This is a genomic window from Xanthomonas sp. WHRI 1810A, from assembly GCF_040202885.1.
In the GTDB taxonomy this organism is placed as follows: Bacteria; Pseudomonadota; Gammaproteobacteria; order Pseudomonadales; family Pseudomonadaceae; genus Aquipseudomonas.
This window is the reverse complement of the sequence record NZ_JBEGED010000002.1, coordinates 361,217-386,692: the sequence shown is the minus strand read 5'-3', so window position 1 is coordinate 386,692 and position 25,476 is coordinate 361,217. Positions and strand designations below refer to the sequence as shown.

Annotated in this window: 23 protein-coding genes; 7 read left to right on the top strand and 16 right to left on the bottom strand. The window is 62.7% G+C overall.

What is annotated here, in order from left to right; all coding sequences use genetic code 11:
• Positions 1-675: 675 nt before the first annotated feature.
• The 7 genes from ABQX22_RS05050 to ABQX22_RS05020 form a co-directional block, all read right to left on the bottom strand.
• Positions 676-1,944 carry a Zn-dependent hydrolase gene (locus ABQX22_RS05050; protein WP_349797116.1) on the bottom strand — a complete coding sequence of 423 codons (1,269 nt, stop codon included), beginning with the start codon at positions 1,942-1,944 and terminating at the stop codon, positions 676-678.
• Between the two features lie 38 nt (positions 1,945-1,982).
• The gene (locus ABQX22_RS05045; protein ID WP_349797114.1) at positions 1,983-3,164 is read right to left on the bottom strand and encodes an amidase; all 1,182 of its coding nucleotides are present in this window, start codon (positions 3,162-3,164) and stop codon (positions 1,983-1,985) included.
• Entirely contained in the window at positions 3,161-4,168 is a 1,008-nt protein-coding gene (locus ABQX22_RS05040) for an ABC transporter ATP-binding protein (protein WP_349797112.1), read from the bottom strand. Before ABQX22_RS05040 ends, ABQX22_RS05045 begins: the two co-directional genes overlap by 4 nt.
• On the bottom strand, positions 4,165-5,208 hold the full coding sequence (locus ABQX22_RS05035; RefSeq protein WP_349797110.1) for an ABC transporter ATP-binding protein: 1,044 nt from the start codon (positions 5,206-5,208) through the stop codon (positions 4,165-4,167). Before ABQX22_RS05035 ends, ABQX22_RS05040 begins: the two co-directional genes overlap by 4 nt.
• Before the next feature lie 2 nt (positions 5,209-5,210).
• On the bottom strand, positions 5,211-6,104 hold the full coding sequence (locus ABQX22_RS05030; RefSeq protein ID WP_349797108.1) for an ABC transporter permease: 894 nt from the start codon (positions 6,102-6,104) through the stop codon (positions 5,211-5,213).
• A gap of 2 nt (positions 6,105-6,106) precedes the next feature.
• A complete protein-coding gene (locus tag ABQX22_RS05025) occupies positions 6,107-7,060 on the bottom strand; it encodes an ABC transporter permease (protein ID WP_349797106.1) in 954 nt (317 codons plus the stop codon).
• A 151-nt stretch (positions 7,061-7,211) separates the two neighbouring features.
• Positions 7,212-8,942, bottom strand: a complete 1,731-nt coding sequence (locus ABQX22_RS05020) for an ABC transporter substrate-binding protein (RefSeq protein WP_349797104.1) — start codon at positions 8,940-8,942, stop codon at positions 7,212-7,214.
• Between the two features lie 268 nt (positions 8,943-9,210).
• On the opposite strand from ABQX22_RS05020, the gene ABQX22_RS05015 reads away from it, so the two are divergent.
• Entirely contained in the window at positions 9,211-10,236 is a 1,026-nt protein-coding gene (locus ABQX22_RS05015) for a LacI family DNA-binding transcriptional regulator (protein ID WP_349797102.1), read from the top strand.
• Between the two features lie 15 nt (positions 10,237-10,251).
• On the opposite strand, the gene ABQX22_RS05010 is transcribed toward ABQX22_RS05015, so the two are convergent.
• Together ABQX22_RS05010 and ABQX22_RS05005 are read right to left on the bottom strand one after the other, a co-directional pair.
• A complete protein-coding gene (locus ABQX22_RS05010; RefSeq protein WP_349797100.1) occupies positions 10,252-10,842 on the bottom strand; it encodes an NADPH-dependent FMN reductase in 591 nt (196 codons plus the stop codon).
• A gap of 82 nt (positions 10,843-10,924) precedes the next feature.
• Positions 10,925-11,599 carry an NADPH-dependent F420 reductase gene (locus ABQX22_RS05005; RefSeq protein WP_349797098.1) on the bottom strand — a complete coding sequence of 225 codons (675 nt, stop codon included), beginning with the start codon at positions 11,597-11,599 and terminating at the stop codon, positions 10,925-10,927.
• A gap of 162 nt (positions 11,600-11,761) precedes the next feature.
• Here ABQX22_RS05005 and ABQX22_RS05000 point away from each other — a divergent pair, with 162 nt between their 5' ends.
• Entirely contained in the window at positions 11,762-12,142 is a 381-nt protein-coding gene (locus ABQX22_RS05000; protein WP_349797096.1) for a GFA family protein, read from the top strand.
• 160 nt (positions 12,143-12,302) lie between these two features.
• Here the strand turns inward: ABQX22_RS05000 and ABQX22_RS04995 are convergent, their stop codons facing one another.
• On the bottom strand, positions 12,303-12,881 hold the full coding sequence (locus tag ABQX22_RS04995; RefSeq protein WP_349797094.1) for a TetR/AcrR family transcriptional regulator: 579 nt from the start codon (positions 12,879-12,881) through the stop codon (positions 12,303-12,305).
• Positions 12,882-13,021: 140 nt separating this feature from the next.
• On the opposite strand from ABQX22_RS04995, the gene ABQX22_RS04990 reads away from it, so the two are divergent.
• The 3 genes from ABQX22_RS04990 to ABQX22_RS04980 all read left to right on the top strand — a co-directional run bounded on the left by ABQX22_RS04990 (position 13,022) and on the right by ABQX22_RS04980 (position 14,929).
• On the top strand, positions 13,022-13,720 hold the full coding sequence (locus tag ABQX22_RS04990) for a glutathione S-transferase (RefSeq protein WP_349797092.1): 699 nt from the start codon (positions 13,022-13,024) through the stop codon (positions 13,718-13,720).
• A 103-nt stretch (positions 13,721-13,823) separates the two neighbouring features.
• Entirely contained in the window at positions 13,824-14,597 is a 774-nt protein-coding gene (locus ABQX22_RS04985; protein WP_349797090.1) for a class I SAM-dependent methyltransferase, read from the top strand.
• Positions 14,598-14,617: 20 nt separating this feature from the next.
• Complete coding sequence (locus ABQX22_RS04980; protein ID WP_349797088.1) at positions 14,618-14,929, top strand: cupin domain-containing protein; 312 nt, start codon at positions 14,618-14,620, stop codon at positions 14,927-14,929.
• A gap of 116 nt (positions 14,930-15,045) precedes the next feature.
• Here the strand turns inward: ABQX22_RS04980 and ABQX22_RS04975 are convergent, their stop codons facing one another.
• Together ABQX22_RS04975 and ABQX22_RS04970 are read right to left on the bottom strand one after the other, a co-directional pair.
• A complete protein-coding gene (locus tag ABQX22_RS04975) occupies positions 15,046-16,674 on the bottom strand; it encodes a methyl-accepting chemotaxis protein (protein WP_349797086.1) in 1,629 nt (542 codons plus the stop codon).
• Between the two features lie 710 nt (positions 16,675-17,384).
• Positions 17,385-18,134 carry a glucose 1-dehydrogenase gene (locus ABQX22_RS04970; RefSeq protein WP_349797084.1) on the bottom strand — a complete coding sequence of 250 codons (750 nt, stop codon included), beginning with the start codon at positions 18,132-18,134 and terminating at the stop codon, positions 17,385-17,387.
• Between the two features lie 193 nt (positions 18,135-18,327).
• Between ABQX22_RS04970 and ABQX22_RS04965 the strand changes: the two genes are divergently transcribed.
• Positions 18,328-19,221 (top strand): AraC family transcriptional regulator, encoded by an 894-nt coding sequence (locus tag ABQX22_RS04965; RefSeq protein WP_349797082.1) that lies wholly within the window; start codon positions 18,328-18,330, stop codon positions 19,219-19,221.
• A 16-nt stretch (positions 19,222-19,237) separates the two neighbouring features.
• Here ABQX22_RS04965 and ABQX22_RS04960 read toward each other — a convergent pair whose 3' ends face one another.
• Complete coding sequence (locus ABQX22_RS04960; RefSeq protein ID WP_349797080.1) at positions 19,238-20,215, bottom strand: saccharopine dehydrogenase family protein; 978 nt, start codon at positions 20,213-20,215, stop codon at positions 19,238-19,240.
• Positions 20,216-20,297: 82 nt separating this feature from the next.
• Positions 20,298-21,041 carry an SDR family NAD(P)-dependent oxidoreductase gene (locus ABQX22_RS04955; protein ID WP_349797078.1) on the bottom strand — a complete coding sequence of 248 codons (744 nt, stop codon included), beginning with the start codon at positions 21,039-21,041 and terminating at the stop codon, positions 20,298-20,300.
• A gap of 137 nt (positions 21,042-21,178) precedes the next feature.
• Here ABQX22_RS04955 and ABQX22_RS04950 point away from each other — a divergent pair, with 137 nt between their 5' ends.
• Positions 21,179-22,066, top strand: a complete 888-nt coding sequence (locus ABQX22_RS04950; RefSeq protein WP_349797076.1) for an AraC family transcriptional regulator — start codon at positions 21,179-21,181, stop codon at positions 22,064-22,066.
• A gap of 28 nt (positions 22,067-22,094) precedes the next feature.
• Here ABQX22_RS04950 and ABQX22_RS04945 read toward each other — a convergent pair whose 3' ends face one another.
• A complete protein-coding gene (locus tag ABQX22_RS04945) occupies positions 22,095-23,474 on the bottom strand; it encodes a putative bifunctional diguanylate cyclase/phosphodiesterase (RefSeq protein ID WP_349797073.1) in 1,380 nt (459 codons plus the stop codon).
• A 332-nt stretch (positions 23,475-23,806) separates the two neighbouring features.
• Complete coding sequence (locus tag ABQX22_RS04940; RefSeq protein ID WP_349797071.1) at positions 23,807-25,426, bottom strand: methyl-accepting chemotaxis protein; 1,620 nt, start codon at positions 25,424-25,426, stop codon at positions 23,807-23,809.
• Positions 25,427-25,476 lie beyond the last annotated feature (50 nt).

The window sequence follows — 25,476 nt, the reverse complement described above, 5'->3', positions numbered from 1 at the left end:
AATCGCATCTGCCGGGTTTACTGCCGGTGCCCGGCAGATCGCGGGACAAGCCACGCTCCCACGCCCTTCGGGCAGAAGCGGATCGACGTGCACTAGGGCTTTTGATCCTGGCCGCAGGCCGTGGGAGCTTGGCTTGCCAGCGATTGGCTGCGCAGCAGTCATAAGACCAGGCGACCGAGGTGTTTCAGGCAAAACGCATCTGCCGGATTTACTGCCGCTTCGCGGCAGATCGCGGGACAATCCACGCTCCCACGCCCTTCGGGCAGAAGCGGATCGGCGTGCTATGGCTTTTGATGCTGGTCGCAGGCCGTGGGAGCTTGGCTTGCCAGCGATTGGCTGCGCAGCAGTCATAAAATCAGGCGACCGAGGTGTTTCAGGCAAATCGCATCAGCAGGATTTACTGCCGGTGCCCGGCAGATCGCGGGACAAGCCACGCTCCCACGCCCTTCGGGCAGAAGCGGATCGTGTCGAATGTGGCCTTTGATGATCGTGCCCACGCTCTGCGTGGGCATGCACTGACTGACGCTCCGCGTTGCGACGCCGAATGCGCGGCGCACCACGAACCTGTAGGAGCTGCCGAGCCGCCGAAGGCTGCGATGCAATGGGTCTGACACACCGCGTCCTCGCGGCTTCTCCGACACGTTAGCGCCTACAGCAGCGACAAATCGCTTCACATCAATTCAACCGCGCGGCGCTCACCATGGCGCGCAGCAACACGGCGCAGCCGGCGGCCAGGTCTTGCGGGGTCGCGTTTTCGATTTCGTTGTGGCTGATGCCGCCTTCGCACGGCACGAAAATCATGCCGGCCGGCCCCAGTTCGGCGATGAAAATCGCGTCGTGGCCTGCCCCGCTGACGATGTCCATATGGCTCAGCCCCAGCTGCCGGGCGCCATCGCGCACGGCCTCCACGCACTGGCTGGCGAAATCCAGCGGTGGGAAATCCGCGGTCGGCGTCAGTTCATAGGTCAGGCCGTTGTCGGCGCAGGCCTGCTCGATGGCCTGTTGCAGATCGTCCACCATGGCCTGCAGTGTGTCGCTGTGCAGGTGACGGAAATCGATGGTCATTTTCACTTCACCGGGGATCACGTTGCGCGAACCGGGATGCACACTCAGGCAACCCACCGTACCGCAGGCATGGGGCTGGCTGGCGTGGGCGATGCGATTGACGGCGGTGACCACCTGCGCGGCGCCCACCAGCGCGTCCTTGCGCAGGGACATGGGCGTGGGACCGGCGTGGGCTTCGACGCCGCTCAGGGTCAGGTCGAACCACTTCTGGCCCAGGCAGCCCATGACCACGCCGATGGTCTTGCGCTGGTCTTCGAGGATCGGCCCCTGCTCGATGTGCGCTTCGAAATACGCGCCCACGGGATGCCCGAGCACCGCGCGGTTTCCGGCGTAGCCGATGCGCTGCAACTCTTCGCCCACCACCAGCCCCTGCTCGTCCTGCTTGGCCAGGGTCTCCGCCAGGTCGAGTTTCCCGGCAAACACCCCCGAGCCCATCATGCACGGCGGGAAGCGTGAGCCTTCTTCGTTGGTCCAGACCACCACCTCCACCGGCGCCTCGGTCTCGACACCCAGGTCATTCAGGGTGCGGATCACTTCAAGCCCGGCCAGCACGCCAAAACAGCCGTCGAACTTGCCGCCGGTGGGTTGCGTGTCGATGTGGCTGCCGGTCATGACCGGTGCTTTCGACGGATCCTTGCCCGGCCGCCGGGCAAAGAGATTGCCAATGGCGTCGACGCTCACCGTACACCCGGCCTCCTCGCACCAGGTCACGAACAGGTCACGGGCCTGGCGGTCCAGGTCGGTCAGGGCCAGACGGCACACGCCGCCCTTGACCGTTGCGCCCAGTTGCGCCAGATCCATCAGCGATTGCCAGAGGCGCTGGCTATTGATCAGCGGCGCACTGGAGGTAAAAAGCTCAGGATCGATTCGGGTGTTCATGATGATCTCCCATCAGCTGAAAACATCGTTGCAGGGGTTCAGGCCACACCGTGCCCGGCAATCCGGACCGCCAGTTTCACCAGGCTCAGGTCACTGCCTCGCGGCCCCATCAGCGAGATGCCCAGGGGTGCGCCGTCCTTGTTGACCAGCGGCATGCTCAGTTGCGGGGTGCGGCACAGCACGGAAATCGCCAGCAAGTGATGGGAGATCTGCCGCGTCTGTTCGATCTCTTCATCTCTGGCGCTGAGCAGCGGCGCGATGTCCGGCACCGTCGGCATGACCAACACCCGGTCGCCCAACAGATCATTCCACGCGGCGGCGAAGCGTTCGCGCAAGGCACAGGCGTCGTTGTATTGATCGTCGGTCACGGCTTTCGCCCAAGCGAAACGGGCCGCGACATCGGGGCCCAGGCACAAGCCGTTCTGCTCGATGAAATCGCCCTGGGCCATCCAGGCTTCCCGGCCCTGAATGTAGCGGAACGCCCAATACGCATCGGTGAGCGAGGGCAACTCGCCCGCAAGCTTTTCCAGGGGGCCGCACGTGGCTTCGATCTGCGCCAGGGCCGGCGCCAACGCCGCGATGGATTCAGCAGGCAGCATCGCAAACAGCGCGTCGTTGATGACCAGCTCGGGCGCATCGGACAACGGCGCGGTGTCAGCCCCCAGCAGGCACTCGCCCACCAGACCGAACAGCTTGGCCTCACGGGTGAAAAAGCCGGCGGTGTCCATGCTTTCGCACAACGCCTGGGTGTTCGCCAGCGAGATGCGCCCGTGGCTCGGACGCAGCCCGAACAGCCCGCAGTAACTGGCCGGCGTGCGCACCGAACCGCCGGTGTCGCTGCCCATGGCGAAGTCGCACAGCTGATTGGAAACGGCCGACGCCGAGCCCGACGACGAGCCGCCGGGAATGCGGTCGTGGGCCGCACCGTTGCGCGGTGTGCCGTAGTGAGCGTTCTTGCCGCTCATGGAGAACGCCATTTCGTTGGTGTGGGCCTTGCCGATCAGTTCGGCGCCGGCGTCCAGCAAACGCTGAATGACGGGTGCCGTGGTGGTCTTGATCCCGGACATGGCCAACACATGGGGGTTGCCGCCGCCGGTGGGATAGCCGGCGACGTCGAACAGGTCTTTGGCGGCAAAGGTGTAGCCCGCCAGCGGCCCGCTGGCTGCACGGGGCACATCGACAGGCGGGTACGGCATGAAAGCAAAGGCTGAATCGGTCATGACAAGGGCTCACAAACAGGTTGGACAGAAACCTCATTCCAGTGATGACAGCTCACGGAATGATCGGGGATGACGTCTTCGAGGGGGGGCACCACGCTGCGACAGATATCGCTGGCCCGCGGGCAACGGGGGGCGAACGCGCAGCCGTCCGGCAGGTTGGCCAGGTCCGGCGGCGCACCGGGAATGCTGATCAAGCGCTCGCCCTTGCGCAGCCCGTCCTTGGGCCGGGTACCGAGCAATACCTGGGTGTACGGATGCCTGGGGTTGTCCAGCAGTTCGGCCAGCGGCGCCTGCTCGACGATGCGCCCGCCGTACATGACCGCCACGCGGTCGGCCACTTCCACCGCGGCGCCGATGTCGTGGGTGACGAAGATGATCGACAGCCCCAGGGCCTGCTGCAGTTCGCGCAGCAAGATCAGAATCTGGATCTGCACCGTGGCGTCCAGCGCCGTGGTGGGTTCGTCCGCCAGCAGAATCTGCGGCTGACAGGCCAGCGCCAGCGCGATCATCGCTCGCTGACGCATGCCCCCGGACATCTCGTGGGGATAGGCGTCCAGCCGTTGTTCCGGGCTGGGAATACGCACGCTGCGCAACGCTTCCAGCGCGGCGGCCCGGGCCTCGGCCTTGGACATCGGGCGATGGCGACGCAGCGCTTCCACGATTTGTTGGCCAATGGTGTAGACCGGGTCCAGGGCCAGCAGCGGCTCCTGGAAAATCATCGCCGCCACCGGACCGCGCAAGGCCTGCAACTGGATGCGGGACAGCGCCATGAGGTCCTGACCGGCGATCTCGATCTGGCCTTCGATCTGGGTCGAGCGCTCCGAATGCAGGCGCATCAGGGCGCGCAGCGTCACGCTTTTGCCGGAACCGGACTCACCGATCAGCGCCAGCACTTCACCCTTGGCCACCGACAGACTGACGCCGTTGACCGCCGACAGGGTTTGCCCGCCGCGCTTGAATCGCACCTTGAGGTCGCGCACGGCGACCATGGTTTGTGGGTTCATGCCAGCGCTCCTGTGTGGATCAGTCGAGCCGGCGGGCTCTGGCTGTGACCGGCGCCGGGCTGCACCATCAGGCACGCGGCAAAATGCTCGGCACCCGTCATCGTCAGGGCCGGCGGCGTTTGCGCGCACACCGCTTCGGCGTGGGGGCAGCGGGTGTGAAAGCGGCAACCGGAAGGCGGATCGATGGGGCTCGGTGGATCGCCGGTCAGCGGCGACACCAACGTGCGCCGGGCCGGGTCCATGGACGGCATGGAGGTCAGCAACGCCTGGGTATACGGGTGCCGTGCCTCGGAAAACAGCGCTTCGGCCGGGCCGACTTCGACGATCTCGCCCAGGTACATGACCATGATCCGGTCGGACAGATACCGCACCACGTGCAGGTCATGGCTGATGAACACGTAGGTCAGGTTCAGGCTGTCCTTGAGGTCCAGCAACAGGTTCAGCACTTGGGCTTCCACCGACTTATCCAGCGCGGACACCGCCTCATCGAGGATCACCAGGCGCGGTTCCACGGCCAGGGCGCGGGCGATGTTGACCCGCTGACGCTGACCGCCGGACAGTTCGTGGGCGTAACGCCCGGCAAAACGGGTCGGCTCCAGCCCGACCCGGCCCAGCAGGTCCCGGGCGCGCTGCAGGGATTCGCGCGGGCTGACGCCGTGCACCGACGGCCCGAACGCAACGGATTGCTCCATGGTCAGGCGCGGGTTGAGGGACGAATAACTGTCCTGAAACACCATCTGCACCTGCCGCCGGTAATCACGCAACGGCAACTGATGACCGCCCACGCGCATGGCGTCGAACACCAGTTCGCCGCTGTCGTGTTCGATCAGTTGCATCAACAGCCGCGCGGTGGTGGATTTGCCACAACCGGACTCCCCCACCACGCCCAGGGTTTCGCCCTTGTGCACCACGAAATCGATGCCGTCCACGGCACGGACCACGTTGCGTTTACCCAGGCCGCCCTTGACCGGGAAGTGTTTGACCAGTTTTTCCACCTTCATCAGGGGTTGTGCTGGACCGCCGATATCGCGCGTGGTCATGGTCAACTCCTTATCGCCATGGCGGCTCGCAAGCGGTCAGCGAGCACGTTGAAAGAGATCGAGGTGATGAAGATCATCGCCCCCGGCAACGCCGACACCAGTGGCTGCGTGTAGATCGCGGTGCGCAGGGTGTTGAGCATCAGGCCCCATTCCGGCTCCGGCGGGGTAACGCCCAGCCCGAGAAACGACAGGCCCGAGGCGAGGATCATCGACACCGAGATCAGGCCGGTGGTGAAGACAAAGATCGGCCCCAGCACGTTGCCCAGCACCTGGGTGCGAATGATGGTGAACGACCCCGCCCCCGAGGCGCGCGCCGCTTCGATGTAATCGCGGTTGCGCACCTGGGTGGTGACGCTCTCGGCGATCCGCGCCACTTGCGGGACGAACACCAGCGTCAGGGAGATCAGCGCGTTGTTGACCCCGGCACCCAGCGCCCCGGAAAAGGCGATGGCCAGCAGCACCGACGGGAACGCATAGAACACGTCGACGGTGCGCATGATCAGGCTGTTGAGCCAGCCGCCGAAGTAACCGGCAATCACGCCGATCGCGCCGCCGATGAAGAAGGCGAAGATCACCGGGGTGATGCCCATGAACAGGGACAGCCGCGCCCCCAGCATCAGGCGCGACAGCAAATCGCGCCCCAGTTCGTCGGTGCCCAGCGGGAAGCCTTCGGTGCCGATGGGCTTGAGGCGTTTAAACATGGAGGTGGTGAACGGATCGCCCGGCACGATCCACGGGCCGAAGACCGCCAGGATCAACAGCGCGAGGATTACCGCCGCCACCATCAGCGCGACCGGATCGCGACGGACCCGGCCGAACACTTCGCTCCAGTAACCCGGCGAGCTTTCCACCGGGGTGATGACCGGCGCGGCCGGTCGCAGCATCGACAGGTTCATGCTCAGCCCCTTTTGATACGTGGATCGAGCAGCGTCTGCAGGATGTCCACCAGCAGATTGAGCGCGACGAAGAACAGGGCCAGGACCCAGATGGTGCCCTGCAGCAAAGGCAGGTCACGCTGGAAAATCGCCGAATTGAGCAGCAGGCCGGTGCCGGGCCAGGCGAACACGGTTTCCACCAGGATCGAGCCGCCCATCAGGTAGCCGATCTGCAAGCCCATGACCGCCATGGCCGTGGGCGCGGCGTTCTTGACCACGTGCCGGAACAGGCCCCACTCCCCCAGTCCTTTGGCGCGCAGGCCGATGATGAATTCCTGGGACAGGGTTTCCGCCACCTGGGCGCGCACGGTGCGGGCGATGATGCCGGTGGGGATCACCGAGAGGGTGATGGCCGGCAGGATCATGAATTGAAAATGCGCCCAGTCCCACGCCCAGGCCGACTGCCCCATGGGGCCGCCACCGGTGGCCGGTAACCAGCCCAGTTGCGAGGAGAAGACGATGACCATCAGCATGCCGAGCCAGTAATGCGGCACGCTGACGCCGATGGCGGAAATCGCCGAGGCCATCTTGTCCAGCCAGCTGTCCTGAAAGTAGCCACCGACGAAACCGAACAGGCTGCCGAGGACAAACCCGAACAGCGTGGCCAGCACCGCCAGGCGCAAGGAATAACTCACGGCGTTCAGCACTTCGCTGCTCACCGGACGGCCGCTGGCGATGGACATGCCCAGATCGCCATGCACCGCGTGCCAGACCCACAGCCCGAATTGCACCGGCAGCGGCTTGTCGAAACCGTAGGCCTGAACCAGTTGCTCGCGCAGGGCTTCGGAGGCGTCCGGCGGCATCACCGACACCAGCGGATCCCCTGGCGCCATGTGCACGAGCATGAAACAGACCAGCGCCACGCCCAACAGAATCGGGGTCGCCAGCAGGATGCGGCGGAGGATATAGGCGAGCATAAGGTTTCCTTAACTCGGGTAGATCACGAAACGGCAAACATCGGCCTTTGTAGGAGCGCGCTTGCCCGCGATAGGGTCTTGTCGGCCAACAATGCAGCGTCCGACCCAACGCCATCGCGGGCAAGCGCGCTCCTACAGGTTCGCCGCTCACTCAGTCCTTCTTCGACACCAGCGACAAATCGATAAACCAGCTTTGCGGCTGGACCACGCCCGTCACCTTCGGCGAAATGGCCCGTGGGCCGACGTCGTGGGCCACGAACAGGAACGGCGTTTCATCGACGATGGCCGCATGCAGCTTGCCGGACGCTTCGTCCAGGGCCTTGGGGTCGAACGAGTTGCGGACCTGAGTGATCAACTTCTCCACTTCCGGGGACGCGAAGTAGCCCCAGTTGTTGGAAACCGGCGGGAAGGCCTTCTCGCTGGAGAAGCGCACCATGCCGAAGTACGGGTCCATGACTGCGGCGCTGACGTTGATCGCATTGGCACCCTGGGCCGCCGGGTCCTTGGCCCCCAGACGCCAGCCGCTGAACAGCGTGTTCCATTCGGTGACCGCGATGTCCACGTCGAAGTAGCAACTCTTGAGGCTCTGCTGGATGTATTCGTTCATCGGCAACGGCTGCATCTGCCCGGACCCGGAGGCCGAGGTCAGCACCTTGACCTTCACCGGGTGATCCTTGCTGAAACCGGCGTCCGCCATGAGTTTCTGCGCGGCGGCCTGGTCGTATTTGATCTTGAAATCCGGGTTGCCGTACCACGGCGAATCCTTCTCGTAGATGCCGGTGGCTTCCTGCATGAAGCCGCCCAGATAAGCCTTCAGTTCGCTGCGGTCCAGGCACAGGTTCGCGGCCTGGCGCACACGCTTGTCCAGCCACGGCGATCCCGGGGCGAACGAGAACTGCCACGGCCACAGGTGCGGCTGGCCGTTGGCGTAAATCTTGAAGTCCTTGCTCTTGATCTGGTCGATGGCGTCCGGCGCGGGGGCCTCGATCCAGTCCACCTGACCGGACAACAGCGCCGCAGTGCGCGCATTGGCTTCCGGCAGCGGAATCAGCACCACGTGGTCCACCCGGGGAATGCGCTTGGGGTCCCAATAGCTGGCGTTCTTGTCCAGCACCAGTTCCTGACGCGGCACCATGCGGTCCATCTTGAACGGCCCTGTGCCCACCGAGTGACCGGCGAAGGCAGTCCAGGCCAGCTTCGAGCGCTCGGCCGGATCGGTGGTGGCGGCCGGCACGGCGGCGAAATCTTTCTGCCAGGCCGTGGGCGACGCCATGAACAGGTTGGTCAGGTTATAGGGCAGCACGGCATCCGGTTCGCTGGTGGTCAGCTCAACCGTCAGGTCATCGACTTTGCGCGCACTGCGCAGGGTCGGCATGCGCGAGAGGGTCACACCGATCTGCCCCGGCGCGTATTGCGGCGCCTGCTTGTCCAGGACCTTGTTGACGTTCCACACCACTGAATCGGCATTGAACGCTGAGCCGTCGTGGAATTTCACGCCGGGACGCAGCTTGAAGATCCATTTGGTGTGATCGTCCGGATTGACCGCCCATTCCGTCGCCAGGCCCGGGATCAAGGTGCCGGGTTTCTCGCTCTGGGACAGGTCCCATTCCACCAGCGAATCGAACATCGTGATCCCGGTGAAACGGTTGCCCTCGTAGCCCTGATCCGGCTGGCCGTGGGTCAGCGGGATGTCGGCGGCGGTCATGGCGATGCGCAGGGTGCTGTCGGCCATGGCGGTCAGTGGCGACAAGGCGGCCACAGCGACGGAACAGGCCAGTGCCAGCCGGGTAAGACGTTGTGCGCGGGTTGCTGAAGCATGCGTCATGGCGAGTTTCCCATCAGTCAGGTAAGCAGAACTGAACAGGCCCAACGCAATGCTCATACCAACTTTTTAATACGCAGCGCCAGAACGATGCGCGTGAATGAATAACCTCGAATTTTCAATCAGTTGAAGCGGCTTGCCCGGCGCCGCGTATTTTTACCCAAACGATTGGGTAGTGTTGTGCAGCGGATCATGCAATCTTTTGGCACGCGACGCTCCATCGTGGCGCAACGACGTTGCGACCGGGCCTGGCGCTGGTCCGTCTGTGCAGCGGCCTGACTTGATGCGAGCATTGCGCCCTGCCCCATCTGCATTTCAAGGCACCCCCATGAACAGACGTCCGGTCACGCTTCGCGGTATTGCCCAGCAGTTGAATATCCACGTTTCAACCGTCTCGCGGGTGCTCAATGGCACGCTGGATCACGCCGGGCGCGCGGCCTCCAAAGAGACCATCGAGCGTATCCGGGCGCTGGCGGCCAGCCTGGACTACCAGCCCAATACCCACGCCCGGACCCTGAAGACCCGGCACAGCCACGAAATCGGCGTGCTGGTGCCCAGGCTCTCGGACATCGTCCTGGCCACGGTCTATGAAGGCATCGACGAAGCGGCCAGCGCCCGGGGCTACACGTCGTTCGTCGCCAATACCCTGGACCTGCCGGAACGCCAGCGCGAGCGCGCCGAACGGGCGTTGGGGCGTAACGTGGCCGGGCTGATCATCAGCGATGTGCACTCGACGCCGGCACCGGGCTTTCTTGAAGAGCTTGAGGCGCGACAGGTGCCGTTCGTGCTGGTCAGCCGCCGCCGGGCGCCGCACTGTTCGATCAGCGCCGACGACGAAATGGGCGGTCGTCTGGTGGCTGAGCATTTATTTGCCCAAGGGCATACCCGCGTGGCGGTGATTGCCGGCGAACCCCACAGCAGCAATGCCCGGGAGCGCACGGCGAGCTTCGTGCAGTTTTACCGGGAGCGCGGCATCGACATTGGGGCCGAGCGCATCATCACCGGCCACTTCGACACCCAGACCGGTTTTGATACCGGCGAACGCTTGCTGGCCCATTCTCAGCCGCCGACCGCCATTTTTGCGGTCAATGACTTCCTCGCCTTTGGCCTGTTCGGTGCCCTGCGCAGGCGTGGGCTGGTGGTGGGGCGTGACATCGCGGTGGTGGGCTACAACGACACGCCCCTGGCCGAGCACCTGCAACTGACCAGCGTCAGCACCCACATGCATGCCCAGGGCGTGCGCGCGGTGGAGACCCTGCTGAGGCGCATCGCTGGCGATCCGATCGAGTCCTATCGCTTCCCGGCCGTGCTCACCGTGCGTGCCAGCAGTCAATGCCCGCCCGGGCATGACTGAGCACGCGCAGTGCATTCAACACGGCGTGCCCTCCGCCCGTTGACGGCGCAGGGCGTGGGCGTACCACTCGAATTCGTCGAGAAAGCCTTTCAATTGTTTCGTGATGCGCTCGTCGTTGGGCTGACCATCGTCACTCAACGCCTCGCCAATGCGGGGGATGGCAAACAGGCTCGGGATGCTCGGCATGCCCAGTTCACCGAGGATCATGCGCAGTTGCATCGCCGCGCGCACACCGCCGAAGCTGCCTGCCGAATAGCAGGCAATCGCCGAGGGCCGCCAGAAATACTCTTCCAGAAAGTGATCCAGCAGGTTTTTCAACGCCGGCGGGACGCCATGGTTGTACTCGGCACTCACCATCAGAAAACCGTCGGCGCGCCGGTACAACGTGGCCAACGTCTCCAGTTCCTCCGGCGCCGAGCCTTTCGGGTATTCCTTGTACATCCGGTCCAGCAGCGGCAGACGCGTGACCATCGGGTCGACCAGCACCGCCTCATGCCCGCGCGCTTGCAGCGCCGACACCAGCAGGCGCGCGGCCTTGATGCCTTGACGGTCTGAGCGAACGGAGCCCAGCAGGACGGCGATGGTCAGCGGTTGAGAGAGGGGCATGGTGTGAGCTCCGGGGTGGGTGGGCGGTCAGGGATTGGGTGGCGGGGCCGCTTGAAACGAACGCGCTGCAGCCCTTTGCGGGCTAAAGCCCCAGCTTCTGCTTGAGTTCGGCCTCGCTCCACACGCCACTGAGCGGACCGCTGGGCAGACCTTCATTGGCCCGCGCCAACGGCAGCAGCACCGGGACAAAACCGGCGTCACGCACCAGACGCGCACCGATGTCTCGGGCCTGGGCGTCATCGGCGAATGTGGCAATCGCCTTGCCCTTACCTGCCTGGTTTTTCATCGAGGTATAGCTGATGGCGTTGAACGCCCGGACCAGGTGCACGCCGGGGAGATACTGCTGGTCCGCCGAGGCAACGCCCTGCTCCAGCGCCTTGCGCCCGACCTCGCCGTCACGGCCGCCAAACGGGTTGCTGGCGCTGAACACCACCTTGCCGGCGAGCTTGCCCTTGAGCTGCTCGGACAGCGCCGGCATCGCGCCGTAGGGCACCGTCAACACGATCACATCGCCCCAGGCCACCGCATCGCTAACCGAACCGGCCCGCGCATGGCTCCCGGCCGCCTCCGCCACCCCTGCCAGCGCTTCAGGGTGACGCGACGAAAACATCACCGAGTGCCCGGCCTGCGCCCACAGCGTGCCCAGCGTGCCACCCACGTTACCGGCACCGATGACGCTGATCTTCAGCGGGTCGGCCATGGCCTGGCTGGCGCACAGCACAAGGCTGGCGAATATCAGGGAGAGGATTCTGGGCATGCGCTGTGCTCCTGGGTGGGAAAGCGGTGTCAATTTCCATGGACAAGCCTACGCATCTTTTCATGGGTGTGGTTTGGCCGGATCGAAAAAGGGCTGAAACCGAATGATAGACTCCCCCCGACACAGCGCCCCAACGCAGCAGGATCCATCACGGAGAACGACATGCAGGTCACGCAAAGCGGTCGGATAGAAGGCTCATGCCACTGCACCAAGGTGCGCCTGGTCGTTGCCCACCCGCCGCTTCACCTCATTCAGTGCAATTGCTCGATCTGTTCAAGACTGGGCGCACGCTGGGCTCACTATCCCGCCGATGCGGTAAACATCCAGGGGCATCCCGAACACACATCGGCGTATGTCTGGGGGAGCGCCACCCTGAAGACCCTGCACTGCACGACCTGCGGCTGCGTCACCCACTGGGAAGCGCTTTCGCCGCAGGCGGGTGCCGACTTCGGGGTGAACATGAACAATTTTGATAACGGGCTGATCAAGGACATTCCGGTGCGGCATTTCGACGGTGCGAGTACCTGGACTTATCTGGATTGAGCGCGTTCTGACAACTAAGGGTGGGAGGGAGCTTGCTCGCGAGCCGTCGGTACGACGTCCACGTCTCTATCTTCTGAATTGAAGCTTCGCGCGCAAGCTCCCCCCCACACTGCTCCACGGAAAGGGAATCAAGCCATGCCCGCCTCCCATACCGCATTTTTTACGCGTCAGCCTCGGCTGCCGGGATCAAGCCCGCGTCTCGATAACTGAGGATCAGCTCGTCAAACAGCCCGATATCATCCCGGGTTCGGGCGATCAGTTGAGCCCCGGCCACGGCGGTGTAAATGGCGCGGGCACGGCATTCACAGCGGTCTGCGCTGCCGATTTGGGCGTCAATCAGTACTTGCGTGAGCCACGCGATATTCGCGTCGGCGAAGGCCTTGACCTCGCGCCTGACCGCCTCCGGCAAGTCCTCGTATTCGGCCGCCATGAAGCTGGACAAGCACAGCCGATTGCCGTCCTCCAGGGAGGTGCGAAAAATCGAGGGGTACAGTTCCAGACAACGCAGCGGGTCGGGGTTTGTTTCGCGTATCGCCTGCAAGACGCCGGCGGCGTCCTGCCAGTAGCGGGCGGCGACGGCGGCGCCCAGGTCGGCTTTACTGGGAAAATGGTAGTAGATGCTCGCGTTCTTGATCCCCACCGTTTCACCGATGCTGCGAAAGTTGATGCCGCCGTATCCATGCCGCTGGGCGGCTGTCTTCGCGGCAGCCAGGATGGCTTCACGTGCGTTTATGCTCACGGTTCAGTTCCTTGAGTCATTCAATCGATGGCACAGATTCTACGCCCCCGCAGCTCACCTGCCAATTGGTAGACAGGGGCTTGACAGGCGCAAGACAGGCCTTCAGTCTTCACCTACCATTTGACAGGCAGGTGATTGCAATGACTTCAGACCCGCAGTTCGACGTGTTGAAACTCCCCATGATGAACCTCTACGACTGGTTCAACGGGCCCTATCCCGCTCGTGTCCGGATCGCCCTGGCAGAAAAAGGCCTGCTCTCCCGAATCAAGTTCATACCGGTCAATCTCTGGAAAGGCGAACACAAGGCGCCGGCGTTTCTGGCCCTCAATTACTCGGGCACGCTGCCGGTGCTGGAACTGGAAGACGGCACCCTGATCGCCGAGTGCACCGCCATTACTCAGTACCTGGACGCACTGGACGGCCACTCGGTGCTCACGGGTCAGACGCCTGTGGAGAAAGGCCTAATCCACATGATGAACAAACGCGCCGAGATCGAGTTTCTCGATGCCGTCAGCGTCTACTTCCATCACGGCACGCCGGGCCTGGGGCCAGAGGTTGAGCTTTACCAGAACCCCGAGTGGGGCAACCGCATGCGTGACAAAGCTGTGCGGGGCATGCGTTATTTCGACGATGTGCTCAAACGCCAGCCCTTCGTAGCCGGGGATCGCTTTTCCATGGCCGATATCGCGGTCTTCGCCGGGATGATCTTCGCCTCGCTGGTGAAACTCCCGGTACCGGAGGACTGTGAAGCGCTGAATGCCTGGCACGCCCGGATGCAGGAAAGACCGAGCGTGCAGCAATGGCGTGCGATGGTGGACGCCGGCGCGCCGCAGCATTGAGGCACCGCCTCTGCCATCCCGCACTGGATGGCAGAGGCAATCCGCTCATACAATGCTCGGCCGCATCATCCGCCGGCCCTTTTCCTCAAGAGGTTCGCTGAACATGACTGTCGTTCACAAAGCTGCTCAGGTAGGGTTTTCAACGCAGGCGGGCGCCTACGCTCAAGGCCGCCCGGATTATCCGGCGGCGCTCAACACCTGGCTCGAGCACACACTGGGGATCAACGCCCAGTCCTCGGTGGTCGATCTGGGCGCCGGGACCGGCAAATTCACCCGATTGCTTAGCCCTCTTACCGGACACCTGACGGCTGTCGAGCCGGTCGCCGAGATGCGTCAACAGTTCAGCAACGGCCTTCCCGGTATCCCTATCTTCCACGGCACCGCCGAATCACTGCCGCTTGCCGATGCCACCGCCGACGCGGTGGTCTGCGCCCAGGCCTTCCACTGGTTTGCGCACAAGGCGGCACTGGCCGAGATCCATCGCGTGCTCAAGCCCGGCGGACGTTTGGGCCTGATCTGGAACGTGCGTGACGAGTCGGTGGACTGGGTCGCCGAAATCACCCGCATCATCACCCCCTACGAAGGCGACACCCCACGCTTTCACACCGGACAGTGGCGCGAGCCCTTCGTTGACGGGGATTACTTCGCGCAGCCCGAGCTGACCTGTTTCAACTACAGCCACGCGGGCAACGCCGAAACGGTGATCATGAACCGCTTCCTCTCGGTGAGCTTCATCGCCGCATTGCCGCCGGCCGACAAAACCCTCGTCACCGACCGACTGCGCGAGCTGATCCACACCCACCCGGCGCTGCGCGGCCGCGAGGTTATCGAGTTTCCGTACCAGACCCAGGCGTACCTGTGCCATCGTCTGGGTTAAGCACTAAAAAGGTAACCACCGTGAAGATCATCCGCAGTAAGGCGTTCACCGGGGAACGTGCCTGGGCCGCCCTGGACATCGCCAACATGAACGGCATCACCACACGCCTGCACTGGACGGATCAGCCGTACAAATGGCATGTGAACGACGGCCAGGAAGTCTTCGCCGTGCTGGATGGGCGAGTGGAGATGCACTTCAAGGAGAACGGTGTGGAGCAGTCGACGATTCTGGAAACCGGCGACGTGTTCTACGCCTCGGTAGGCACCGCCCACGTCGCCCACCCGCTGGGCGTGGCGCGCATCCTGGTGGTGGAAAGCGAAGGCAGCGTCTGAAGGCAATCAGCGACCACGCCTTTGAGAGGCTGCCAGGCGACGCGTTTTCCGATCAGCGAAAACGGCCACTGACCTGCGCGCCAAACGCTGCATTACGCAGGTCAGGTGCGGTGCGCCTACATCCGGAACTGTTTAACCAGCCGGTTCAGTTCGACCGCCAGCTTGGTGAGTTCGGACGTTGCAATCGCCGTCTGGCTCGAGCCCTCTGACGCCTGGTTGGACAGGTCACGGATGCTGACGAGGCTGCGGTCCACTTCTCTGGCGACCTGGGCCTGCTCTTCTGAGGCCGTCGCAATCAGGACGTTGCGCTCGGTGATGTTGTCGATCGATTCGGTGATTTCAGCCAATGCGGCGCCCGCGCCTTGGGCCGTATCCAGGGTTCGCTGGGCCTGGGCATTGGTGTGCGTCATGGCCGACACCGCGGCGCCGGTGCCTTTCTGAATCGAGTCGATCATCTGCTCGATCTCACGGGTGGACTGCTGCGTACGATGCGCCAACGCCCTGACTTCATCGGCCACTACCGCGAAACCGCGACCGGCCTCTCCGGCACGCGCGGCCTCGATCGCGGCATTGAGCGCCAGCAGATTGGTCTGCTCGGCGATAGCGCGTATCACATCGAGTACCTTGCTGATGTCGGTTGCCATCACCGCCAGGCCTTGCACCTCATGGGAGGCATCTTCGACATTGGCAACCATCAGGCTGATCGCCTGAACGGTTTCATCCACCCGTGCACGACCGGCCACGGCTGCGGAATTGGACCGATTGGCGGCTTCGGAGGCCGCCGACGCGTTCCTGGCCACCTCTTCTACCGCGGCGCTCATTTCGTTAACGGCCGTCGCCGCCATCTCGACCTCATTGTTCTGACGCTGCATGCCGGTGTTGGCGTCTTCGGTCACGGCGTGCATTTCCTCGGAGGTCGACGCCAACTGATTGGACGAATCTGATATGGATGCCAGGGTGCCGCGCAAGCCAGCTTGCATGGCTTTCAGCGCCTGCATCAACCTGGCCACTTCGTCATGCCCCTGCACTTCAATGATTTCAGTGAGATCGTTTTTGGCGATGCGCTCGGCAATGGCCAACGACTGACCAATGGGACGGGTGACGCTGCGGGTATACATCAGCGCAAGCGCAAGCGCCGCCAACAAACTGACCAGGATAAAGCCACCGACGGTCAACTTGGCGTCATCGTAAATAACCGTTGCTTCTTCACCCGCCTTTTTAGCCTTGTTGTTGTTCAGCTCAATGAGCTTCCTTATATCCCCCTCGACAATGTCGGCAGACTGTTTCATTGCGCCCGTGGATAATTTGACGGCTTCATTGAGATCGTCCGAGGCAATTAAGGCCAGGTATTGATCCTGCACTTGCTGATAACTGGCAAAGGTCTGTACCAGATCGGCAAATAGCTCTTTGCCCATGGGCGTCACGATAAAGGGCTGTAACTTTGTCAGCAGGTCCTGGACGTTCGCTCGGGTCTTGCTGACGTCCGCCAGCGCCTGAGCCTTGCGATCCGCAGGCTCTACAGGGTTGCGCAACCGTGCGTTGCTGCCTCGTATGCTCACCAGTTCCCGGTCAATCATGCCCAGCAAAGAAATACTGGGCACCACATTGGTTTCAACGAACTTTTCGGACGCGTTCAGACTTGACGCCTGCTTCAGGGCGATGAGCCCCAACGCAATAATCATCAAGCAAAAAAAGCCGAAACACAGGGCCGAGCGAGGAGCCAGGTTAAGTTTGCGCAAAATCATAGTAAAACCTCTTGATGGTTTTTCTATGTCGTCGTCACTACCGTGGCCTGAAGCACCGTTCGTCGAACCTTAAACATCTGCCCGTAAATACTGGGTTTAAGCCGACAGCGATGTATTACCGAATGTAACTTCGGGTGCAAACGAGAAATTTATGTACGTGTGTTTGAACGAACCTGCCCAGGAAGGCGATGGCGGGACAGACAAGGATGTAGCGAGTGTACCGACGCCTTCGCGAACACGTTCGCTCTCATCAAACAAGGGATTTGTTGTTAATTTTGAAGGCTCAACAACCTTGCTTCTGCCCAGAGGGCGTGGGAGTCCGGCTTGCCGACGATGGGCTGCGCAGCGGCCCCAAACCTAAGTCCTCGGCCTGTCAGACGCGCCGCGTGCGCAGGTTTCACTGCCGGTTCCCGGCAGATCGCAGGACAAGCCAGCTCCCACGGCCTGCGGCCAGAATCAAAAACACCGTAGGCCTCCCAGTTTGCTGCGCGACAGCGCGGCGTGTGGACGACGGGGGATCTCCTACAGTATTGGTATCCACCGGCCAACCTGCGGCGAAACACCATCCCTGTAGGAGCTGACGAGCCCGTGCGAGGCTGCGATTGCGGTGTGTCTGATACACCGCAATCGCAGCCTTAGGCGGCTCGGCAGCGCCTACAGGTCCGGAGCTCTACGCGGGGGTGACGTTGTGGGAGACCGCAACCGTTGCCTCAGTAACCCACACCGCGAACACCGCCGGACGCGCGGATGGATTCGCCGGTGACCCAATGCGAATCTTCCGATGCCAGGAAGACCGCCAACGGCGCGATGTCTTCGGGCTCGCCGAAGCGTCCCAGCGGTGTGCCGGCCAGGATTTTCTCGCCGAGCTCACCGGCAAAATGGCCGGCCGTGGCCGGGGTGTTGGTGTGTCCTGGCAGGATCGAGTTGACCCGGATGCCGCTCGGGCCCAGCTCGCGGGCCAGGGCGAAGGTCAGGGTATCGACCGCGCCCTTGGTGGCTGAGTACACGCTGGAGGCCAGGTACGGGTCGGTGCTGAGGATCGAGCTGATATTGATGATGCTGCCTTTGGGCCCTAGCAGTTTGACCGCCTCACGCACTGCCAGCAGGTAACCCAGCACATTGAGATTGAACTGGGTGTGGAACGCCTCTTCGGTCAGGTCGTCGATCATCTGGAACACCGCCAGACCGGCGTTGTTGACCAGCACATCCAGCGTGCCGTACTTCGTGCGCACGGTGTCAAACAGGCGCACCACATCCGCCCCCTGGCTCATGTCGGCCTGGACCGCGAACGCGGAACCGCCCTGCTCCGTGATCTGGGCCACCACCGCATCGGCATCGGCCTGGCTGGAGGCGTAGTTGACGATGACCGTGGCGCCCTGTGCGCCCAACGCCTTGGCGATACCGGCGCCGATGCCTTTTGAGGCACCGGTGACAACTGCAATTTTTCCTTCGAGTTTCATGGCACTACCTTTTGAAGTACGGGAGATGTGAGGCTTCGTGAGCGTCGTGGCTTGATCAACTGCAACGCGACTTGCCCTGTGTCACCAGTATTAAGCCAGCGGCGCGGCCAGCGTTTGCCGGTTATTCGCGCATCCTTGCCTAATCTTCTCAGCAGGCTTGCCATGCCCCGCACGATCCCGCACGGTGGGCGACATGAACACACCAATGGCAGAACTGCGCAGCATCGTGATGCGCGCTCACGACAAATGGACCGACACCGGCTTGCCCCGTGTGGCGATGGTGCGGGCCGAGGCCTGCGCCGATCAGGTGTATCAGCCCATGCTGCACCTGGTGCTGCAGGGCACCAAAACGCTGTCGATCGGCGATGACGTGTCTCGCTACACCGCCGGCCGCTACTTTCTGGTGCCGGTGGAGGTGCCGGCGACCGGGCAGATTCACGCGGATGCCGCGGACGCGCCTTATCTGGCGGTCAGCCTGACGCTGGATCCGGACGTGATCGCGACGCTGTTGATGGACGAGGGCAAGACGCCAAGGGCGCCGCAGAATTCATGTTTCGAGGGGGTGCAGGCGCCGCCTGAAATGATCGATGCGTGGTTACGCATGATGCGTCTGATGGATCGCCCGCAGGAGGCGGCGATTCTGGCGCCGATGATCGAGCGCGAGATTCTGTTCCGCGCGTTGCAGGGGCCACTGGGGGGTATCCTGCGTGACGTGGCGCGCCCGGACGGGCGAATGACGCAGATCCGTCGGGTGACCCAGTGGATTCGTGAGCACTACACCGAGCCGTTCCGCGTCGAGCCCCTGGCGCTGATGTCGGACATGAGCGTCGCCGCCTTCTACCGGCACTTCAAATCGGTGACAGCCATGACCCCGATTCAATACCAGAAGCGCCTGCGCCTGCTGCGGGCCCGCTGGTTGCTGCTGTTCGACACGCTGGACGCGACGTCCATTGCCTACGCCGTGGGCTATGAAAGCGCCTCGCAATTCAGTCGCGAATACGCGCGGCTGTTTGGCCTGCCACCGGCGCGGGATGCAGCCAGATTCAGGCCTGCCGCCCCCGCCAGCGCGGCGGCAGCAGCCCCTTGAGCGGACAGCCTGCGGGTTAGAAGTCGGTGATGACTGTACCGGCAATGCTCTCGGCAAAACCCCCGCCGAACACTTTGGCCGGCGTGGCAAACCCCGGCTGCCGATCACCGCTCAACACCCGACGCGCCGCTTCAATGGCTGCCAACGGGGTGTAGGCATAACCGTTGACGGTTTCGATCACTGACCGGGCAACGGCGCCCTCCGCCCCTGTGACCTCAATCACCGCACGCGCCCGATGCGCGTCCCGTTCCTCGGCGGTCGGCCCCTCCGGCATCTGCGACAGATCACCGGCTGGAAACGCGTCATCGGCGATGTGCACGAACATGGCGATGTTGGCGATGCCAGTGGAATGCCAACCCGTCACCAGATCCCCGAATGACAGCGGCACGCAGAGCACCGGGCCCTGACCGAAATCGAATTGACGGGGCGCAGCGTCCGGCGTCGCAATGAGTTCGCCATCGACCCGGGCAAGCACGCCGGCGTTGATGATTTCGCCGACGCTCTTGGCCGAGCCTCGGGACATTGACCCGGGGACCTGAAGCGCGATGCTCAACGCCTGAGGCTGCTCGACTCGCTGGGCCACGTGCACCGCCAGTGAATCGGTGGGTACCACGTCCCAGCCGACGCCCGGCATCAGCATGACGCGCTTGGCCGCTGCCTGTGCCCCCAGCGTCTCGGCCAGACGGTAGACGTTGATCTCGGCGGTGATGTCCAGATAATCGACCCCCGCCTCGATGCAGGCCTGCATCAAGGGTTCGGCGCTGTGCACAAAAGGCCCGGCGAAGTTGAGTAACACCGAGATGCCGGACAAGGACGTTGCCGCATGGGCGTTGGCCTCGAACACCCGATAAGGGACGTCCAGCTGCGCAGCGAGCGCGGCCAGCGGCGGCTCAGTGCGCCCGGCAATTTCGAACGTCAGACCGAGCGCTTTCGCCCGTTCGGCGGCCATTCGCCCGGTGTAGCCGGTGGCGCCGTAGATCAGAAGTGTGCTCATGGAATGTACTGCCTTTGTCTGTAGATGAATTCGAGGCTGCACCCCTTCGGGTCCAGCAGATCTGCCACGGGGTAACCGCTGTTCAGATGGTGTAGCCGCCCGCGACTTCGAGGGTCTGGGCATTGATCCAGGCCCCCTCCTCGCTCAGCAGCATGGCGATGACCCGTGCGACGTCTTGCGGCTCGCCGACCCGGCCCAGGGCGGTCTGCGCGGCCAGCATCGCCTCGAACTCATCGTTCAGCCCGCCGCCCAGTTCGGTACGGATGGCACCGGGGGACACCGCGTTGGCCCGGATGCGCCGCTCGCCGAATTCCTTGGCCATGTAACGGGTCAGCACTTCCAGCCCGCCCTTGAACGCCGCGTAGGGCGCAACGCCCGCGGTGGCGACACGGGTTGTGGCGCTGGTCACGTTGACGATGCTGGCGTTGTCTGCCAGTAACGTCAGCAGGGTTTGCGTGAGGAAAAACGGCCCTTTGAGGTGCACGTTGAACAGGCCATCGAATTGCGCTTCGCTGACGCTGGCCAACGGATTGAACAGGCCATAGCCGGCGTTATTGACCAGCCCGCTGAGGGTGGTGGCGCCCCAGGTGTCCTGCAACGTCGAACGCACTGCCGCGGCAAATGCCTCGAAACTGCTGACGTCTGCGACATCCAGCTTGAGCGCCACCGCCTTGCCGCCGGCCTGCTCGATGCGGCCGACGACCCTGGCGGCGGCCTCCCCGTCGGTGTTGTAGGTGAGGATGACCCCCATCCCTCGTCCAGCGGCGTGTTCCGCTGTGCTTGCGCCGATGCCGCGGCTGCCGCCGGTGATAACGATGATGCCCATGTGCTGATCCTCTGTGGTTCAAACGTGTCCCCACAGTACTGATCATTGTCGGCCGGCTCGTACCCGTTCCTGCTGTAAACCTGCCTGTTTCTGCTTTTTGCTTGCAGCGCGTCCTGCCCGGCCTCAGCATGCGGGCCATGGACAATCAACTCGATGAACTGCGGTCGCTTGCGGCCAAGGCTGAAAACCGCCGCACCGAAACCGGCATTCCGCGCGTGGCCATGGTGCAGGGCAAGATCCCCGAGCACCTGCTGGCGGCGGTCTACGACCCGATGATCAACCTGATCCTGCGCGGCAGCAAAAGCCTGACCGTGGGAGACCGCACCCTGCGCTATGACCCGGCGACCTATTTCGTCATGTCCGTTGATTTGCCGGCAGTGGGATCGGTGCACCCCAGTGCGTCAGGCGAACCGTACCTGGCGGTAAGCCTGACGCTGGACCCGGTCGTGCTGACGACGCTATTCGCCGACCTGCCCAAACCTGCCAGCCGGGTGGAGAACAGACCCGCCTTTTCAGTCGCTGCGGTGACCACCGACCTGATGGATGCCTGGGTGCGGATGCTGCGACTGATGGGCGACCCGGACGCCATCGCCGCCCTCGCGCCGGTCTACGAACGGGAAATCATCTTCCGCGTACTGCAGGGTCCCCACGGCTGGATGCTCCGAGAGATCGCTGCGCCGGACACCGCCATGGCGCGGGTGAACCTGGCGATCCAGTGGATCCGTCGCGATTTTGCCGAGCCCCTGGGCGTGGAGCGCCTGGCGGAACGCGCGTCCATGAGCGTCTCGGCGTTTCATCGCCACTTCAAGGCCGTGACCAACCTGAGCCCGTTGCAGTACCAGAAGCGGGTCCGCCTGCTCCAGGCCAGGACGCTGATGGTGGCCAACGCCAAGAGTGTCATGGCGGCGGCCTTCGAAGTGGGCTACGAAAGCGCCACGCACTTCAGTCGGGATTACGCCCGGGTGTTTGGCCTGCCTCCGGCTCAGGATGCAGGCCGGATCCTCGGCAATACGAGGGGCGCCTGACGTTAACCGCCTGGCGGGTCAGGCCGAATCAGGCGGACACACGCTGCAGCCCCAGGTCTTGATCGAGGTCGCCCGCGACGGGCTGCTCGATGTTAAAAAACGGCTGCGGGCGCCCGAAATGGTAGCCCTGCGCGAACTGGCAGCCGTTGTTGGCCAGCCACGTGGGCAGGTGCGGCAGGTGGAAGTCCTCGATACCTTCGGCGGTGACCTGCATGTTCAGGCTGCGGGCCATGCCGAGAATGGCTTCCACCATGGGCAACTTATCGATGTCGCCGGTCTCGAAAAATGATCGATCAATCTTGATCTTGTCGATGGCCAGCCGCGTGAGGTGATAAAGCCCCGAATAGCCGGTGCCAAAATCGTCCAGCGCCACGGTAATGCCGTGGGCGTGAAGTTTGCTGAGGCTACGCTTGGCGGCCTCGAGATTGCCCACCAGGGCCTCTTCGGTGATTTCCACCTCGAAACGATGGAACGCAAAGTTCTCGTGGCGAAGTTGCTCGATAAGACGATCCGCAAAGTCCTCTTCAATAATCATTGCCGCGCTGACGTTGAAGGATAAGTGCAGGTCATTCGTCCAATGCCTGGACAGTGTGCAGGCCTGCCGGATTAACGATTGGGTCATCTCGGGGATCAGCCCCAATCGGTCAAGCATGGGAATAAAATCGGTCGGCATGCCTATTTCACCGTTGGGTTTCAACCAACGAGCAAGCACTTCATAACCCATAATATTCTGTTGGGGCAACGCAACGATCGGCTGAAGGAATGGGATGAATTCTTCCCGTTCAATGGCCAGCCTTAATGCTTTGTCCAGTTCAATCTGCGCGTAACGCTGCGCTTCATACGCCGGACTGTAAAAGGTGTAGACGGATCGACCGCTTTGTTTGCCGTGATACAAGGCAACGTCCGCATGGTGCAGCAATGTCGACGCGTCCTCGACGCCGGTGCACGAGCGGGCAATGCCCACCGTTGCACTTAACTTCCAGGCCTTGATCACGCCGCTGGGCATCGGCGCGCTCAACCGGGCAATAATCGTCTGGCCCAACCGCTCAAGCCCCTCCTCCCCTGGATCGTTCAACACAAGGAGGCAGAATTCGTCACCGCCCAGGCGCGAGGCCACGCCGTTGTGCTCCAGCGCGATGTCTTCAAGACGGCTCGCCACTTCCCAGATGACATCGTCGCCGACGCTGTGTCCGTAGGTGTCATTGATGGATTTGAAGTGATCCAGATCCACCAGAAAGATGGCCGACGGAACCACCGTCTCGAGCCGCTCGCCCAACAACTCCATGAACACCCGGCGGTTGATGAGCCCGCTCAGTGAGTCGTACCGGGCAAGGGTTTCGGTTTTGGATTGCTTGAGCAGGAGCCGCCGGTAGCTCAGGCGGGTGTTCTTCGCCAGGCGGTTGAGCAAAGCCGTCGGCACCACCAGAGACAGCAGCGAAAACGCAGTGGACGTGAAAATGAAGCGCCACCGCTCTGCGTCTTCAAAGCCTGTGTCGTAGGGCAAACCCAGTGCGCCCATGACCCACCCTTCAACTCTGAACTCCCAGAGGATGGATATTCCGCCCATGGTCACCAGGGCGAGCAGCATCAGACGGATCAATCTCCAACCGCTTGCGAGAGGAATTTCGGACATGATAAGTACCCGGTATCAACAGTAATGGCGTGTTGCTTATTCGTCGCCCTCCTGGAGCAGAGGGCGACGTTAAGTTGAACGTCAGTGAAACGGCTAACGAACGCGCATCACACCTTGAAGCGGTTCACCAGTTGGTTGAGGTCAATGGCCAGCTTTGACATTTCACCGCACGCACTGGCGGTCTGGCTGGCCCCGGCAGAACTTTGAGCCGCCAGCTCCCGGATACTGACCAGGTTGCGATCAACCTCGCGCGCCACGTGGGCTTGCTCCTCCGACGCGGTGGCGATCATCAGGTTGCGTTCGTTGATCTGGGTAATGGCCGTCGCAATCTGATCCAGGGAGCCACTGGCCTTTTGCGCCACATCCAGGGACTGCGTCGCGAGCGTCTTGCTCTTGCCCATGGCGTCCACCGCCAGTTGGGAATCGCTCTGGATCGCCGAAATCATGGTTTCAATCTCTTGCGTCGACACCTGGGTGCGATGAGCCAGGGCCCTGACCTCGTCAGCCACCACGGCAAAGCCCCGACCTTGTTCACCCGCTCGCGCGGCTTCGATGGCGGCGTTCAACGCCAGCAAGTTGGTCTGTTCGGCAATCGCGCGGATGACTTCGACCACCTTGCTGATGCTTTGCGCACGCTGTGACAGCACCTGGATCTGATCACTGGTGTTATCAACGTTGCCGCTCAACAGTTGAATCGACTTCAAGGTGTCGGCCACGCGTTCCAGGCCCGCCTCGGTAAAGCCCTGGGTGCGTCGTGATTCTTCCGAGGCTGACTCCGCATTGCGCGCCACCTCGTCCACCGCTGCGCTCATCTGGGTGACAGCCGTTGCCGCCTGATTCACTTCATCGTTCTGCGACACCAGGCCACGGCTCGATTCCTCCGTGACCGCGGTCATTTCTTCAGAAGCCGAGGCCAACTGGTTGGATGAATCGGAAATCTGCATGATGGTGGTGCGAAGGTTGGCCTGCATCTGCGACAGGGCTTTGAGCAACCGCCCCGCTTCATCCGTGCCGCTGGTGGTGACTTCCTTCGACAGATCGCTGCTGGCGATACGTTCGGCGACGGACAACGCTTCACTGATCGGGGAGGTGATGCTTTTGGTCAGCAATGTGGCCAAGGCGATGGTGAGAATGACCACGCCGACCACCAGGCCGATAACGAATTGCAGCCCGGAGGCATACAGGTCGGTCGCATTTTGTCCTGCGAGCGCTGCGCCTTCGTTGTTGTAGTCGGTAAGGTCCTTGATCTGACCTTCCATTTTTTCCGTCAGGGGCCGGATCGTGGTCGCCACCAGATCAGCCGCAGCGGCCGAGTCGCCACGTGTCAGGATGGGTTCGAGAACCGCCAGGTGTCTGGCGTATTCGTCAGCCGATCCCTTGACCGCCTGATAGAACGAACGCTCATGATCACTGGCAATGAACGACTCATACTTTGCCACCGCATCGGTGAACGCTTTCCGGTAGCCTTCGAACGAGGCGATGGTCTTTTGAATACCTTCAGGGTTTGCGATCGCGCGCTGGGTTTCGAGCCTGAGGCGCAAAGCGCCCGTGTTCATCAATCCCGTTTGACGAATGCTGGCCATCCAGTTGGTTTCGACGTCCTTTTCCGAATCTCGCAACTTTCCCATTTGTACGATGGCGACGGCGCCAAGTACGAAAACCAACACAATAATCAAAGTGAAAAACAGGGCGGCTCGGGGAGCGACGTTAATATTTCTGAGGCGCATGGGAACTGCCTGGGGTGTGAGGTCGGATTTGAAGGACGTTAATGTGGCAA

Excerpts from the sequence above, each read along its gene's own strand:
- ABQX22_RS04955 (WP_349797078.1), bottom strand. The coding sequence starts at position 21,041 with ATGGGCATCATCGTTATCACCGGCGGCAGCCGCGGCATCGGCGCAAGC.
- ABQX22_RS04970 (WP_349797084.1), bottom strand. The coding sequence starts at position 18,134 with ATGAAACTCGAAGGAAAAATTGCAGTTGTCACCGGTGCCTCAAAAGGC.
- ABQX22_RS05050 (WP_349797116.1), bottom strand. The coding sequence starts at position 1,944 with ATGAACACCCGAATCGATCCTGAGCTTTTTACCTCCAGTGCGCCGCTG.
- ABQX22_RS05000 (WP_349797096.1), top strand. The coding sequence starts at position 11,762 with ATGCAGGTCACGCAAAGCGGTCGGATAGAAGGCTCATGCCACTGCACC.
- ABQX22_RS05005 (WP_349797098.1), bottom strand. The coding sequence starts at position 11,599 with ATGCCCAGAATCCTCTCCCTGATATTCGCCAGCCTTGTGCTGTGCGCC.
- ABQX22_RS04975 (WP_349797086.1), bottom strand. The coding sequence starts at position 16,674 with ATGATTTTGCGCAAACTTAACCTGGCTCCTCGCTCGGCCCTGTGTTTC.
- ABQX22_RS04950 (WP_349797076.1), top strand. The coding sequence starts at position 21,179 with ATGGACAATCAACTCGATGAACTGCGGTCGCTTGCGGCCAAGGCTGAA.
- ABQX22_RS05030 (WP_349797108.1), bottom strand. The coding sequence starts at position 6,104 with ATGAACCTGTCGATGCTGCGACCGGCCGCGCCGGTCATCACCCCGGTG.
- ABQX22_RS05010 (WP_349797100.1), bottom strand. The coding sequence starts at position 10,842 with ATGCCCCTCTCTCAACCGCTGACCATCGCCGTCCTGCTGGGCTCCGTT.
- ABQX22_RS04990 (WP_349797092.1), top strand. The coding sequence starts at position 13,022 with ATGACTTCAGACCCGCAGTTCGACGTGTTGAAACTCCCCATGATGAAC.
- ABQX22_RS05035 (WP_349797110.1), bottom strand. The coding sequence starts at position 5,208 with ATGACCACGCGCGATATCGGCGGTCCAGCACAACCCCTGATGAAGGTG.
- ABQX22_RS04965 (WP_349797082.1), top strand. The coding sequence starts at position 18,328 with ATGAACACACCAATGGCAGAACTGCGCAGCATCGTGATGCGCGCTCAC.
- ABQX22_RS05025 (WP_349797106.1), bottom strand. The coding sequence starts at position 7,060 with ATGCTCGCCTATATCCTCCGCCGCATCCTGCTGGCGACCCCGATTCTG.
- ABQX22_RS04985 (WP_349797090.1), top strand. The coding sequence starts at position 13,824 with ATGACTGTCGTTCACAAAGCTGCTCAGGTAGGGTTTTCAACGCAGGCG.
- ABQX22_RS05040 (WP_349797112.1), bottom strand. The coding sequence starts at position 4,168 with ATGAACCCACAAACCATGGTCGCCGTGCGCGACCTCAAGGTGCGATTC.
- ABQX22_RS05015 (WP_349797102.1), top strand. The coding sequence starts at position 9,211 with ATGAACAGACGTCCGGTCACGCTTCGCGGTATTGCCCAGCAGTTGAAT.
- ABQX22_RS04940 (WP_349797071.1), bottom strand. The coding sequence starts at position 25,426 with ATGCGCCTCAGAAATATTAACGTCGCTCCCCGAGCCGCCCTGTTTTTC.
- ABQX22_RS04960 (WP_349797080.1), bottom strand. The coding sequence starts at position 20,215 with ATGAGCACACTTCTGATCTACGGCGCCACCGGCTACACCGGGCGAATG.
- ABQX22_RS05045 (WP_349797114.1), bottom strand. The coding sequence starts at position 3,164 with ATGACCGATTCAGCCTTTGCTTTCATGCCGTACCCGCCTGTCGATGTG.
- ABQX22_RS05020 (WP_349797104.1), bottom strand. The coding sequence starts at position 8,942 with ATGAGCATTGCGTTGGGCCTGTTCAGTTCTGCTTACCTGACTGATGGG.